The following is a 13,731-nucleotide window of genomic DNA, read 5'->3' as shown; positions in this document are numbered from 1 at the left end:
CGGCGGCCCCGGCGACGGCGGCGGTGCCGACGTGGGCGTGCCCGTCGGTGTGCTCGCCGGCCAGGGCGACGAATAGGGCGCCGGGCGCGGCGCGGCGGGAATCCGTCACCACCGCGGACACGGTCGTCGTCCCCGGGGCGGAGTCATCCCGGGCGGGCAGCAGTGCGCCGGCAGTGAGGGCGGCGATCTCGGTCAGGGAGCGTTCGATCATGCGGGCTCTCCCCACTTGGTCAGGACCGCCTCACGCATGACGGGCGCGTCGTTGTAGCGGATGAATTCGCCGGCGATCTCCAGGAAGGGCTCGTGGCCCTTGCCGGTGACGATGACGGTGTCTTGCGGACCGCACAGCTCCACACCGCGGCGCACGGCGTCACCCCGCCAGGTGGTGATCTCCTCCACGTCGTGCAGATCGGGGCGCACGGAGCGCGCCCCCGCCAGGATGGCGTCGCGAATGGACTGTGGGTCCTCACTGCGGGGGTTCTCGTCGGTGACCACCAGTACGTCCGCCAGGCGGGCGCAGACCTCCCCGAGCATGGGGCGCTTGCCGCGGTCGCGGTCGCCGTCGGAGCCGAAGACCACGATCAGGCGGCCGGGGGTGATCTGCCGCACCGCCTTGAGGGTCAGCTCCATGGCGTCGGGGGTGTGGGCGAAGTCGACGATGCAGGTACCGCGTACGCCGTCGCGCTGGCTGATGCGCTGCATGCGGCCGGGGATGTTGTGGGCGGTGGCCAGCGCGGCCACCGCCGTCTGGGCCGGTACACCCGCGCGCATGGCCATAACCAGCGCGAGAGCGGCGTTCTGGACGTTGACGAGCCCGGGCAACGGGCAGGCGGCGGCGATGGCCTGCCCATCCGGGCCGTGCAGGGTGAAGGTGGTGGCGGAGTCGGTCATGGAGACCGCCGCGTCACTGACCCACCAGTCGGCGTCGACGGCGTCCCGGCCGTCGGGGACGGCGTAGGCACGTACCGATCGACGGGGATCTGCCCAGCAGCGGCGACGCGGTCGGCCAACCGGATGCCCCACTCGTCGTCGACGCAGATGACGGCGCGGCGGGCGTGCTCGGGCGTGAACAACTGCGCCTTGGCGTCCAGGTACTCCGACATGGTCTTGTGGAAGTCCAGGTGGTCGCGCTGAAGATTGGTGAACCCGGCGACGTCCACCACCATCCCGTCCAGGCGGTGCAGCACGATGGCGTGGCTGGAGGCCTCCAGGCTGGCGGCGCCCACGCCCTCCTCTACGGCCAGGGCGAGCATGCGCTGCAGTACCGGCGCCTCCACGGTGGTGCGCGGGGACTCAACGGCAATGTCGCCCACGCGCAGTTGGACGGTCCCGGCGATCATGCAGGCGCCCCGGTGTGCGCTCAGCATGGCGTCGAGGAAGTAGGAGGTGGTGGTTTTGCCGTTGGTACCGGTAACGGCGCTGGTCAGCAGCTGCTCGGCCGGGTGGTGGTAGACGGCGGCGGCGAGCGGACCGACGACGGCGCGCGGGTCGGGATGGGTGAGCACGGGGATGCCGGGACAGTTGGCATGCACCATGGCTGCGCCGTCCGGGTCGGTCAGCACGGCGACGGCGCCGGCGGCCACGGCCTCGGGGGCGTAAACGGCGCCGTGAGTCTTGAATCCGGGCAGGGCGGTGAACAGTTCGCCGGCGGCCACGTCACCGGAGTCAACGCTGACGCCGCTGACTTCCAGTCCCGCGAGAGCGTCGGTGGTGCCGTCCTCACGCCGAGCGGGGGCCAGCGCGAAGTCCCGGGCGAGGTCGCTCAGGAGTGTAGGCGCGCACCGGTGCGGGCGCAGCCGTGCGGCCGACTCGTAGGCGTGGTTGCTCATAGATCCCCAATCTATCGTGGCAGGACGGTGGTAGCCGCCAGTCGCGGGGCGGCGGATGCCAGGACGAGGTACTCATCCTTCGTCGCCCGTGCCTTCGGACTGTGCGGCCTCGACTGCGGCATCCGTCTCGGCGGCCGCCTGGGCGGCAATGATGCTGGGGTCCGGGGCGATCCCCAGGGAGTGCATCGCGGCCAGGGCTACCTTGCGGAACACGGGGGCGGACACGGTGCCGCCGTAGGTGTCGCGGGGGCGGTAGACGATCACGGCGACGGCGATGGCCGGGTCGCGGGCGGGGGTGAAGCCGACGAAGGAGGCGACCGTGCCGTCCTCGGTGAGGATTTCGGTGGTGCCGGTCTTGCCGGCCACCAGGTAGCCGTCGATGGAGGCGGCTTCGGCGGTGCCGCCGTCCTGAGTGACGCCGATCAGCATCTCGGTGAGCGCCTCGGCGGTGGCCTCGCTGATGACCCGCTCCCCCGCGGGGATCTCCTGGGCGGTTTCGTTGCCGTCGGCGTCGATCCAGGCGTCCACCACGCGCGGAGGCACCCGCATGCCCTTGTTGGCCACCGTGGCGAGTACCTGGGCGGCCTGTAAGGCGGTGCCGGCGATGCCCTGGCCGAACATGGTGGTGTAGCGGGTGCGGTCGTCCCAGTCGGCGGCGGCGGCGACCATGCCGGCGGACTCGGCGGGCATCTCAATGCCGGTCAGCGTGCCGAAACCGAAGCGCTTGAGGTAGTCGTAGCGCACAGCGTCGTCGAGCTGCTCACCGATCTGGACGGTGCCGACATTGGAGGACTCGGCCAGTACCCCGGCGGAGGTGAGGGTCTGGGGCTCGTGGTAATGGGAGTCGTGGAAGGTCTGCCCGTTGGCGGCGGTCCAGCTGTAGGGAACGGTCCAAGTGTCCTCCGGGGTCATGGTGCCCTCCTCGAGGGCAGCCGCGAAGGTGATCACCTTGCCGACGCTACCGGGCTCGAAGATGGCCTGGACGCTGCGGGCATTGCGGGACGACTCCGGGGTTTCCGACGGTTTGGCGGGATTGACGGCGTCGGAGTCGGCAAGCACGAGCAGCCTGCCGGTGGCCGGTTCCATCACCACTACACAGCCCCAGTCGGCACCCTGGGCGTCGACCACCTCGTCGATGGCCTCCTGGGCAACGGCCTGCAGGTCGGGGTTGATGGTCATGCGCACGCTATCGCCCGCGGTGGCAGGCACCTCTTCCTGCTCGCCGGTGGGGATGATGGCGCCGGACTTGCCCACTTCAACCCGGCCCTGCCCGTCGACGCCGGTCAGGACGTCATTCTGTGTCAGTTCCAGGCCGGCGGAGCCGATGAGCGTACGCCCGGTCCCCTCGTAGGTGTAGCCCAGGACGTTGCCGGCCACCGAGCCGGCCGGATAGGTGCGGCGGGTGCGCTGGTCCGGCTCCACGCCGGGGATCGCCAGGGCGTTGATACGCCGCCAGGTGTCCGGGGCGACGGCCTCGGCGACAACGACGTAGGTGGACTCCCCCACCATCTTGGCGCCGAGTTCCTGGGCGTCCACATCCAGAATCTCGGCCATCTGCTCGGCAGCAGCGGCGGCGCCGTGGCCGACGACGAGGCTGCGGATCTCCCCGGTGGCGGGGTCGGTGCGTTCTTCAGTGCGCTCGTACTGGGCAACCTTGACCTGGTTGACGCCGATGTCGTAAGAGACGGCGGATGAGGCCAGCACCGTGCCATCGCGGCCGAGGATGTCGCCCCGTGGCGCTCGGTTGACCCAGGCGACGGTGCGTTCGGCCTTCGCCTTTTCGGCGAGTTCGGGCCCCTCCACTACCTGCAGCCAGGCGGTCCTGCCCGCCAGTGCGCCGAATCCTGCCACCCCCATGAGTTGCAGGACCCGGCGTCGGCTCGGATTGACCGGGTTCACTGGGCGTCGTCCGCCTCGGCGGCGGTGCCGCCCGCCAGAGTGGAGTCGGACAGGTCGATGACGCCGGGGGCGGCTGCCGGGACCATGCCCAGCTCCGCCGCGCGAGCTGCCAGCGTGTCGGCGGAGGAGGCCTCCTGCACGTCCGCACGCACCGTCTCGATGTGGTCGTTGAGCACGTTCAGCTCGACCTGCGCGGTCTTCATCTTGTAGGCCGTGTCCGCCATGCGCGCGTTCAGCAGCATCGTGGACACCAGCGCGCAGGCGAGTATGCCGATGACCAGGACCAGGAAGGGCAGGGTGCGCCGGAGGGGACAACGCCACGCACCACGCGCAGTTCCGGCCGCCCCGAGCTCTCCCCCGCCGGGCGCGGGGCAGGACGGCGCGCGGCGCGGGCGGTCGCGCCGTCGGTGAGCGCACGCCAGGACGGATTGGCCGTGGCGCTGCGTTGAGCCTTGACAGTGGTCATCGGCGGTTCCTTCCTCGGGGCTTTGCAGCAGGGGCGTAGTTGGCGTGGTAGGGGGCCGGGGCCTCGGCAGCGGGCCGGATGCGGGTGGCGGCCCGCAGACGCACGGAGGCACTGCGGGGGTTAGCGTCCCGCTCGGCGGCATCCGCCTGCTCGGCGCCGTGGGTAACCAGTTCCAGGTAGGGCTCCAGCCCCTCCGGGACGAAGGGCAGGTCGGCGGGCGCCGCCGAGGAGGTGCCCGCGGCCAGGGCCTGTTTGACGATGCGGTCCTCCAGGCTCTGGTACGACTCCACGACTAGGCGCCCGCCCACGCGCAGCGCGTTGAGCGCCCGGGGCACGGCCCGCTCGAGCAGGTCGAGTTCACCGTTGACGGCTATGCGCAGCGCCTGGAAGGTGCGTTTGGCGGGATTCCCGCCCCGACGGCGAGCCGCTGCGGGAATGGCCTGACGCACCAGCTCGGTCAGCTCGGCAGTGGTGGTGACGGGGTGACCGGCGTTGCGACGGCGCACGATGCGGCGGCAATGCGAGGGGCGAAGCGTTCCTCACCGTAGGTGCGCAGGATGCGAGTCAGCTCGCGCTCATCGGCGCCATCCAGCAGCTCCTGAGCCGTGCGTCCGCCGGTCTGGTCCATGCGCATGTCCAGCGGGGCGGGCCGGGCGTAGGAGAAGCCGCGGTCGGCGTCGTCGAGCTGCAGGGAGGAGACCCCCAGGTCCATGAGGATGGCGTCGACGGTGTGGTCCAGGCGGTGGGAGGCGTCGTAGGCGACGGCGTCGACGGCGTCGTAGGTGGCCCGCACGGCACGGAAGCGGTCGCCGAAGCGGGCCAGGCGGGCGCTGGCCAGGGCGATGGCCTGCGGGTCGCGGTCGATGCCGACCACGGTGAGGTCGGTGAATCGCTCCAGGGCGGCCTCGGTGTGTCCGCCCAGGCCAAGCGTGCAGTCAATCATGACCGGCTCGGCGACTTCCAGAGCCGGGGCGAGCAGGTCCAGACAGCGGTCCAGGAGGACGGGTGTGTGGCGGCGGGCGGCGTCGGCGGGGGTCGGCTGCGTGACGGCCGGCGTTTGCGCGGCGAGGGCGTCGCTCACGGGTGTCCTCCTCTCCTGATGCGGTTGCCGCGGCGTCGCGGGGGCGACGTGCGGGGTACTCGGGTGCTATTGGGCGTGTGGGTACCGACTCCGATCTCGCTCTGCCAGGACTCCTCCCGCGGGTTCCGGCGCCGGGGAAGAGACGTCGGACGCTGCGGCGGGCGGAGACCTCACGGAACGAAACCGTTGCCGGTGGTCTTTACGGGGCTTTCGGGCGGCTCAGGCCCATGCCTGACGGCGTTATGCAGTTGTGCGGGCCGGATCAGAAGAACCCGGGGATGATCTCCTCGGCGGTGTCGGCGAAGACCTGCTCCTGTGCGGCCAGGTAGGTCTCCCAGGCCTTGGCGTCCCAGATCTCCACGCGTGCGCCAGCACCGATGACCGCCAGATCGCGGCCCAGTCCGGCGTAGGCGCGCAGCGGCGCGGGGATGGTGATGCGCCCCTGCTTGTCGGGGATCTGCGAGTCGGCGCCGGAGAGCATGACGCGGACGTAATCGCGCGCCTGCTTCTGCGCCAGGGGAGCCTCGCGCAGTTGGGCGTACATGCGCTCGAACTCGGCGGAGGTGAAGGCGTAGATGCAGTGCTCCTGGCCGCGGGTGAGGATCACACCGCCGGCGAGCTCCTCACGGAACTTCGCCGGAAGGATGAGCCGACCCTTCTCATCGAGGCGGGGAGCGTGGGTACCCAAGAACATGCGGTCCTCAGCTCCTCTCCCCGCGACGATCCAACGTGCCCCACATTACTCCACTTCACTCCCTTTTCTTCCACTCCGAGGTCGCAAACTGGGTTCATGATCGCGTCGACGGGGCCAACGGAGCGGAGTTTTCCCCGGAATCACGCGCTCGAGCCCAGGTGGTTGAAAGTGGAGGGAAAGGGGGGTGCCGAGGCGACATGGGCGTGGCGACGCCGGCAGACACTGGGGCACGGACAACAGCACCGACAGGGATGGAGCGGACCGCGGTAGCCCGACGCCGCCAGCTCGGCCGGCGGCGGGCTACAGGAACGGGGCTGGAAAGCGGGGCCGTCGGCGGCGGTGTCGCGGGCATGGGGCGGGTGCCCGGTGGCTACGGTCAGGGCCGCCCGCGGAAGAGGTGGAGGAAAGTGGAGGGGCACCGACCGGAACACGCGAACGGTCCACCCCGCTCGGAGTAGATCTGGTCTGACGCGTCGGGCCCAGTGGGGTCGTTCGAGGACACGGCTTCCGGCCGCCGGCATATCCGCCCGGGACCGCAGCAACAGACACCCCACCAGCCCGAGAACGTCCTCGCCAGCCCGACGTCGTCCCGCGTTCGGCGAAAACGTCCTCATCAGCCCCAAACCCTCCACATTCGAGAGGGTTTGGGGCGAAACAGGACGTTTTCGGCAGATGGGCGGCCAACGGCCACGACCTCACGAGCCCGAAAACGTCCTTCACTCAGGCGGATGCCGCCATCGCCTATGCCCGAGTACGTCCTCGTCGGCCCGAAAACGTCCCCCTGTTCCCAAACACGACGGCCACATTCCGCGGCCAGGACCTGCCGCAACCGCGTCCACACGAAGAGTCCCGGCAGATCAGACCGGCACCGGCCTCAGCCCACAACGATCCTGATCCCGCACCCCAACCGTCTCAGAAACATGGAGACAGCGCAGACGCTGGAAACGCCCAGCCGTCGTGGCGGGGTCGGCGTGGGAGGCCGGCGGGGACGGTCAGTTCTGACCGTCGCGACGGCGCTCCCAACGCTCGGACTGGCGCTCCATGAAGGAGGAGCGCTTCGCGCCACGGGAGCCTGCAGCGGTGTTCTTGGAATTCGGCCGGGACAGCATGAGCGTGACGCCCCACACGGCCAGGGCGAAGCCGAGGACGCCCAGCAGGATGGACACGACACTGCTACTGCCGGCAGCCACGCCACCGATCACGACGGTGAGGCCGACCAGCAGCAGGGCGACCCCAGCACCGACACGGCGCGGCGAGGGGCGCCGGAATGTGGTTTCGGCATGCTGCATGGTCTCGGCCAGCGACGGGTCCTCGTCGTTGAGTTGTTCCTCAAGGTCGCGCAGCACCTGCTGCTCGCGTTCCGACAATGCCATGGCACGCCTCCCTTCCGGTTGTGGCTCACGTGGACGGCCAGAGGGTCGTTTCGGCCAACCCGCCCGAACAATATCCAGGATAGGCGGTTGTCGTCACAGGATGAAAACCAGCCCGTCCCTGCGCCCAGAAAACAACGTGCGGCCCGAGGTTCTTCCCGAGGCCGCATGTGTTCGGCTCCGTCCCAGACGGCGGACAGGCGTGGGGCAACGCGCGCCCTCAATCTGCCTGACGCTCGGGCCGATCCGAGGCCCGGGGGCGGGACAGAAGGCTTGCGGGAGCGAGGGCGGCGTTGCCCCAGCGCTCACGTACCGCATCGGCGGCACGCTCGGGGGCGCCGCGGCGCGGGTCATCGTCCAGGAGCAGCTGGACGCCGGCGTCGGCGCGGACCAGGCCCTCCACCCGCACTCCGAGCAGCCGGAAGCCACCGCCCGGGGTGGGCAGGGCGTTGAACAACGACTCCACGACGGCGAAGATGTCGCGCGCCAGGTCGGTGGGCGCGCCCAACGTGCGTGAACGGGTCACGGTAACGAAGTCGGCACCGCGAGCCTTCAGCACCACCACCCGGCCCCGCAGTCCCCCGGCGCGCAGGCGGGCGGCGCACTGGTGGGCCTGGTCTAGCAGCACCCGGCGGGCATGCTCACGATCGGTCAGGTGATCGAAGAAGGTGCTCTCGGTGCCGACAGACTTCTCCTCCCGCTGCGGAGTGACCGGACGCGGATCGACACCGTGGGACAGATCGTGTAGGTGGTGGGCGGCCGCGGAGCCGAGAATCCGTTCCAGGCGGCGCACGTCGGTGGCCGCCAACTGCCGCACGTCGTTAATGCCCCAGCGGGCCAGCGCCTGGGCGCTCTTCTCCCCCACTCCCCACAGAGCCCCCACCGGCAGCATGTTGAGGAAGTCCTGGGTGGCCTGCGCGGGGATCAGCAAAAGCCCGTCGGGCTTGGCGTGGGCGGAGGCCAGTTTGGCCACGAACTTGGTGGAGGCGATGCCGACGGAGGCGGGTACCCCTACGCGCTCGCGCACCTGACGTCGAATCCAGTGCCCGATGGTGGTCGGTGAGCCCATGCGCCGGCGGGCGCCGGAAACGTCCAGGAACGCCTCGTCGACGCTGACACGTTCCAACACCGGGGTGACTTCTCCCAGGATGCTCATCACCTGTCGGGAGACGGCGGAGTACACGCCGTGGCGCACCGGCAGCACTACGGCTTGGGGGCAGCGGCGCTGGGCCTCGTTCATGGGCATGGCGGAGGTAACCCCGTAGGCGCGGGCCTCATAGGAGGCGGCCGAGACGACGCCGCGCCCGTCGCGGCCGCCGACGATGACGGGGCGGCCTACCAGTTCGGGGTGCTCAAGCAGTTCCACCGAGGCGAAGAAGGCGTCCATGTCCACGTGCAGGATGGGGGTGGCGGAGTCATCCTCGCCCCAGGAGCGGCGGGCATTCTCGGCCCGCGGTGCTCGGCTCATCTCCGCCCTCCCCCACGTGTTCCGGCCGCGCCCCGCACCCGGAGCCGACTGGACGGCGTCTTGTGTGGCCACGATAACGTGCCTCGTGACACGCCGTCAATCCTCTGTCCGCGCCTCCAAGCGCCGCCGCGGCACCGACTATGCGGCCCTCGCCGCGGCGCTGCCCTCGGGACCGGTGGCGACCTCCTGCGCGACGGCGCGCCTGGAGCTGCGCGACACCGGGGTGCTGCTGCTACTCGACGGCGCCGAGTCCTCCTGGATCGACCTGCGCGACCCCACGCACCTGGACTTCGAGTACCTCCAGCAGATGGACGCGGTCGTCTCTGCCCTGCACGGGCCGGACGAGCCGTTGCGCGCGCTGCATTTGGGCGGCGCCGGCTGCGCCCTGGCCCGCGCCTGGGATGCCGCTCGGCCGGGTTCGACCCAGTTGGCGGTAGAGGTCGATGCGGTTCTGGCCCACAAGGTGCGCGAGTGGTTCGATCTGCCGCGTGCGCCGCGGCTGCGCATCCGCGTGGGCGACGCCGCCCAGGTGGTGGGTACGCTGCACGCCGACGCGTGGGACGTAGCGGTGCGCGACGTGTTCGCCGGCGGCATGGTTCCCTCCGCGTGCGCGGGACGCGAGTTCCTGGCCGAGTGCCGCCGGCTGTTGGCATCGAATGGACTGTACCTGGCCAATACCGCCTGCCCGCCGCGCGAAGCGGTGGCGGCGGAGCTGATACACCTGCGTGCCCTGTTCGGCGGCGTGTTGGTGGTGGGTGACCCGGCCGTCGTGCGCGGCCGGCGCCGCGGCAACCTGGTGCTGGTGGCCCGCAAGGAGCCGTTCACGCCGTCGGAACTGGACGTCGTGGAACGGGCGGTGCGGCGCCTGCCGCTGCCGGTGCGCACCTGGCTGCCGGATGACCCGACGCTGCCGCGCCCCGACGGCGGGAGTTGAGCCCCGCGCTAGTGCTGTAGACCGTCGCCGGAGGTGTTCTCGTTCGCCTCCAGGAAGGCCTCCAAGCGGGCGCCGATCTCGTCCGCGCTAGGCAGGTCGAGCGTGGGAGCGCCTTCAAAGCCCAGGTCGTCGGCCTGCCGCAGCATGGCGTCGTACTGGGCCTCCAGGGCGGAGACGACGGCGCTAACCTCGGGCTGCTGGGCAGCCTCGGCATCGATCTCGGCGCGGTTGACGTTGGCGGCCGCCTCCAGGTCGCCCAGTGGCAGGGCCAGGCCGGTGTTTTCGGCCACCGCGCGCAGCAGGGCCGCGGCCCCCTGCGGGAAGTCGTCGCGGGCGATGTAGTGCGGAATGGAGGCGGACAGGCCACGGGAGTCGATGCCGGCCTCGCCCAGGTGCAGTTCCAGGAAGGCCCCCATGGAACCGGGCAGCTCTACCCGGCCAAACACCTCCGTCTGCGAGTTGAGCTTGTCCGGCTGCGAGCCGTGGACGTGCACGTAGGTGGGGCGCGTGTGCGGGATCGCCATGGGAATACCGCTGATGCCGACGGCCTGGCTCACCCCCATGGACACGGCCAGGTGCGTGACGGCGTCGGCAAACTCCTGCCAGCGGTAATCGGGCTCCGAACCGTGCAGCAGCAGCAGGTCCTCGCCGTCGTCGTCCTGCAGCAGTTCCAGGACCAGCTCGGGCATGGCGACGGCGCTGTAGGTGTTGCGGTCGAAGGTCATCACCGGCCGGCGGGCGCGGTAGTCAAGCAGGGAGTCGATGTCGAAGGTGGCCAGGCGGGTGTGAGGCAGGGTCATCACCAGTTGCTCCACGGCCAGCGCACCGGCGTGGCCGGCATCCATGGCTCCATCGAAGTGGTGTAGGAGCACGCGCGGCGAGACTGGCTCACCCGCTGGGTGCTCCACGGTGTATAGCGGTCGCATCGCTCCTCCTCTCGCGCTTTTGGCGCTCGTTTCATGCGGGCACGTCTCGCGCGGGTCCGCTGCGGGCCGTGCGTCGGCTGGTGCAACACCGGGAAGGCAGCGTGTGTTCCCGCACCGGTGGCCCCCGACGCGACCGGGCGTGAGGCCCGCAGCGAGTTCCTCGCCGTCCTCTCGGTGATCGCCTGGCACACGCGCGTCCCCTCCGGGCGAACACGCCGGGACGTGGGTGGCGAGGCGGATCGCCGGGGAGATAATGGACGATCCTCACCGGCTCGGCTACCGCCTCATGTGGGCCGCCCCGTGCCGGCCGCCACCGTACACGACTATCTTTTCCGTCCGCCGCCGCTGGGCCCTGGCCCACACCGGCAACGGCCCAACGCCTAGCGAGGTCATGTGAGCCAGCATCATCCCTGCCCCGAGCCGCTCGACTCGACCGAGTCCGCCGCCCCGCGTCCGGCCATGGCGTCCGCCCGTGACCGCGAGATCGCAGCGGAGCAGGAGGTGGTGGATCTGGCTTACAGCGAGTTGGATCGGCAGCTGGACGCGGCCCGCCGCTCGCTGACGGCCACACAGGCGCGGGGCGCCTCGGGCACGCACCAGTCACGCGGCGAGCGGGACGCCTACGCGGTGCACTACTCCGACCTGGTTGCCTCCCTGGAGGGGGTGGAGGACCGGCTGGTGTTCGGCCGCATGGACATGGCACAGCCGGTTGCCGACGGTGCCGTCCCCGCCTCCCCGGACGGGGACGACGACGTGACCGCGGCGGGCCGACGCCACTATGTGGGCCGTATCGGCCTGCAGGACGCCCGCCACCGCGAGGTGGTACTGGACTGGCGCGCCCCCCTGTCGCGGGCCTTCTACCAGGCCACGGCCTCCGACCCGATGGGACTGGTGCGACGTCGGCATATCGACACGCGTGCGCGCCGCGTCATCGGTCTGGAGGATGAGCTCATCGACGTGACGGCGGTGGGCGGGCCGACCGCGCTGGCCGCGGCCAACCCCGAGGCCGCGCAGACGCGCATGGCCGTTGACGGGCTGCAGGGCGAGGGCGCGCTGATCGCGGCCATGTCGGCGGCCCGCGACGGGCGCATGGGCGACATCGTCGCCACCATTCAGGCCGAGCAGGACCGGGTGGTCACCGGCGATGGCAAGGGCGTGCTGGTGGTGCAGGGCGGTCCCGGCACCGGTAAGACGGCGGTGGCCCTGCACCGGGTCGCCTACCTCTTCTACGCCGAGCGCGAGCGCCTGGAGCGTTCCGGAGTGCTGTTGGTGGGCCCGTCACGCACCTTCCTGCGCTATGTGGAGCAGGTGCTGCCCTCGCTGGGCGAGACGGGGGTGGTCTCCACCACCTTGGCGGACCTGGTGCCGGGTGTGCACGCCCGCGGCACCGAGCCGGGACCGGTCGCCGAGTTGAAGTCCCGGTGGGTGTGGACGGACATTCTGCGCCGGGCGGTGCGCGGCCTGCAGCGGGTGCCGGACGCGCCCCGCGACATCGTGGTGCAGGGCACGCGTTTGCAGCTGTTGCCCGCGGACGTCCGGGAGGCGGCCGCCCGCGCCCGGCGCTCCGGCAAGCCTCACAACCTGGCGCGCGAGACCTTCGTGCTGTGGCTGCTGGAGCGCCTGACCGATCAGTTCGCCGCCGCTACTCATCAGGACGCCAGTGACGCCGACACGCGCGCGTGGATCCGGGAGGATATTCGTACCGCTCGTGACGCCCGCCGGGAGATCAACCTGTGCTGGATGCCAACGACGCCGGTTGGTCTGCTGGAGCGGCTGTGGTCCCACCCGGACCTACTGGCCCGGGTGGCCCCGGAGTTGCGGGCGACCGAGCGCCGACTGCTGGAGCGTCCGGCGGGCAGCGAGTTGACGGAGGCGGACGTGCCGCTGATCGACGAGCTGGCCGAGCTGCTGGGCCCCAGTGAGGACGCCGAGGCCCGCCGGGCGCGTTTGGAGGCGCGCCGGCACGAGTCGCTGGTCGCCTATGCGGCGCAGGCAATCGAGTCGCAGGAGCTGGGCGATGGCATGGTCAGCGCGGAGATGCTGGCCAACCGGTCGAGGAGTCCGGGCCGTCCCTCACCCTGGCGGAGCGGGCGCGGGCCGACCGCAGCTGGACCTACGGGCATATCGTCGTCGACGAGGCGCAGGAACTGGGTGCCATGGCGTGGCGGCACTGGCCCGCCGCTGCCCGGTGCGCTCCTTCACGATCGTGGGCGACCTGGCGCAGTACTCCGGCCCGAGCCGTCCGGGCTCGTGGCGGCACGTGCTTTCGGCGTTGGGCACGCGCCCGGCCAAGCGCCGCGGTGGACGCGGCTCCCGGGCGCCGCGGGCGACGACGCCGTTGCGCGAGGAGGCGCTGACCGTCTGCTACCGCACGCCGGCGACGATCATGCGCGCGGCCGAGCAGGTGGCCGCTGGGCTCGGTGCGCCGGTGACCTACCCGGTGAGCTCGGTACGCGACCTGCCCGACTGCCTCACGGTGGACGACCTGTCGGGCTCCCCCGCGGCCGAGCGGGACGACTCCGCCCACGCCGCCTGGGGGCAGGCCCTGCGCGAGGCGGTGGCAGCGGAGTCGGCCGCATTGGATGCCGCGGTGGGCGTGAGTATCGGCCGCATCGCGGTGATCGCCCCGCAGCCGCGTCAGGTCGCCGCCCTGCTGGCACAGGACCCGGCGCTGGCGGCGGCGATGGCGGCGCCGGGAGGCGACATTCTGCGCAGTCGGCTGGCCGTGATGGGACCGCGGCTGTCGAAGGGGCTGGAGTTCGACGTGGTGGTGCTGGTGGATCCCGCGGCCATCGGAGCGTCCAGCCCCGGCGACCTGTACGTGGCGATGACGCGGCCGACGCGGCGTCTGCGGGTGGTATCCCGGCTGCCGCTGCCCACCGGCTTGTAGCCGGCTCACGGGCAGCGCACAGGCGGACGCGTTAGCCTGCCGGCGAGCGGGCCGATGGTGAGCGTCAAACCACAGGTCGCATGCTCGTCACGCACCCACACACCTACGCGACCGTAGGTTACGGTTGCGTAGGCTACGATCCCCCGCCCGGTCGCCCTGCCGGGCACGGACGGG

General features: G+C 71.1%; 10 protein-coding genes and 2 pseudogenes. 2 read left to right on the top strand and 10 right to left on the bottom strand.

The window, feature by feature from the left end:
• The 9 genes and pseudogenes from BW737_RS10925 to dinB all read right to left on the bottom strand — a co-directional run.
• Positions 1–211 (bottom strand): Mur ligase domain-containing protein (locus BW737_RS10925; protein ID WP_257210742.1); only part of this gene is annotated, 211 nt, incomplete at its 3' end.
• A pseudogene (locus BW737_RS10920) lies at positions 208–1,829 on the bottom strand (UDP-N-acetylmuramoyl-L-alanyl-D-glutamate--2,6-diaminopimelate ligase). The gene BW737_RS10925 and the pseudogene BW737_RS10920, both read right to left, overlap by 4 nt.
• Positions 1,830–1,901: 72 nt before the next feature.
• Positions 1,902–3,686 (bottom strand): peptidoglycan D,D-transpeptidase FtsI family protein, encoded by a 1,785-nt coding sequence (locus BW737_RS10915; RefSeq protein WP_086615658.1) that lies wholly within the window; start codon positions 3,684–3,686, stop codon positions 1,902–1,904.
• 38 nt (positions 3,687–3,724) lie between these two features.
• A complete protein-coding gene (gene ftsL / locus BW737_RS10910; RefSeq protein ID WP_257210741.1) occupies positions 3,725–3,970 on the bottom strand; it encodes a cell division protein FtsL in 246 nt (81 codons plus the stop codon).
• Entirely contained in the window at positions 3,961–4,194 is a 234-nt protein-coding gene (locus BW737_RS16300) for a hypothetical protein (protein ID WP_180272197.1), read from the bottom strand. Before BW737_RS16300 ends, ftsL begins: the two co-directional genes overlap by 10 nt.
• Positions 4,191–5,275, bottom strand: a pseudogene (gene rsmH, locus BW737_RS10905) (16S rRNA (cytosine(1402)-N(4))-methyltransferase RsmH). The gene BW737_RS16300 and the pseudogene rsmH overlap by 4 nt, the downstream one beginning before the upstream one ends.
• Positions 5,276–5,537: 262 nt before the next feature.
• A complete protein-coding gene (mraZ, locus tag BW737_RS10900; protein WP_073333053.1) occupies positions 5,538–5,969 on the bottom strand; it encodes a division/cell wall cluster transcriptional repressor MraZ in 432 nt (143 codons plus the stop codon).
• 992 nt (positions 5,970–6,961) lie between these two features.
• Positions 6,962–7,342: a DUF3040 domain-containing protein gene (locus tag BW737_RS10895; RefSeq protein WP_086615647.1), complete on the bottom strand. Its 381-nt coding sequence runs from the start codon at positions 7,340–7,342 to the stop codon at positions 6,962–6,964.
• Between the two features lie 217 nt (positions 7,343–7,559).
• Positions 7,560–8,807 (bottom strand): DNA polymerase IV, encoded by a 1,248-nt coding sequence (gene dinB, locus BW737_RS10890; protein WP_086615648.1) that lies wholly within the window; start codon positions 8,805–8,807, stop codon positions 7,560–7,562.
• 175 nt (positions 8,808–8,982) lie between these two features.
• On the opposite strand from dinB, the gene BW737_RS10885 reads away from it, so the two are divergent.
• The gene (locus BW737_RS10885) at positions 8,983–9,741 is read left to right on the top strand and encodes a spermidine synthase (RefSeq protein ID WP_086615660.1); all 759 of its coding nucleotides are present in this window, start codon (positions 8,983–8,985) and stop codon (positions 9,739–9,741) included.
• An 8-nt stretch (positions 9,742–9,749) separates the two neighbouring features.
• On the opposite strand, the gene BW737_RS10880 is transcribed toward BW737_RS10885, so the two are convergent.
• Complete coding sequence (locus tag BW737_RS10880; protein ID WP_086615649.1) at positions 9,750–10,667, bottom strand: proteasome assembly chaperone family protein; 918 nt, start codon at positions 10,665–10,667, stop codon at positions 9,750–9,752.
• Between the two features lie 459 nt (positions 10,668–11,126).
• Between BW737_RS10880 and BW737_RS10875 the strand changes: the two genes are divergently transcribed.
• Positions 11,127–13,592, top strand: a complete 2,466-nt coding sequence (locus BW737_RS10875) for a hypothetical protein (protein ID WP_420835742.1) — start codon at positions 11,127–11,129, stop codon at positions 13,590–13,592.
• The last annotated feature ends 139 nt before the right edge of the window (positions 13,593–13,731 follow it).

Source organism: Actinomyces ruminis, from assembly GCF_002154335.2.
In the GTDB taxonomy this organism is placed as follows: Bacteria; Actinomycetota; Actinomycetes; order Actinomycetales; family Actinomycetaceae; genus Actinomyces; species Actinomyces ruminis.
Note: the sequence above shows the minus strand (reverse complement) of the source record. Positions and strands in the feature narration are given on the sequence as shown.

Coding starts and splice junctions, on each gene's coding strand:
- dinB (WP_086615648.1), bottom strand. CDS start 8,807: ATGAGCCGAGCACCGCGGGCCGAGAATGCCCGCCGCTCCTGGGGCGAG.
- mraZ (WP_073333053.1), bottom strand. CDS start 5,969: ATGTTCTTGGGTACCCACGCTCCCCGCCTCGATGAGAAGGGTCGGCTC.
- BW737_RS10915 (WP_086615658.1), bottom strand. CDS start 3,686: ATGGGGGTGGCAGGATTCGGCGCACTGGCGGGCAGGACCGCCTGGCTG.
- BW737_RS16300 (WP_180272197.1), bottom strand. CDS start 4,194: ATGACCACTGTCAAGGCTCAACGCAGCGCCACGGCCAATCCGTCCTGG.
- BW737_RS10880 (WP_086615649.1), bottom strand. CDS start 10,667: ATGCGACCGCTATACACCGTGGAGCACCCAGCGGGTGAGCCAGTCTCG.
- ftsL (WP_257210741.1), bottom strand. CDS start 3,970: ATGCTGCTGAACGCGCGCATGGCGGACACGGCCTACAAGATGAAGACC.
- BW737_RS10895 (WP_086615647.1), bottom strand. CDS start 7,342: ATGGCATTGTCGGAACGCGAGCAGCAGGTGCTGCGCGACCTTGAGGAA.
- BW737_RS10875 (WP_420835742.1), top strand. CDS start 11,127: ATGGCGTCCGCCCGTGACCGCGAGATCGCAGCGGAGCAGGAGGTGGTG.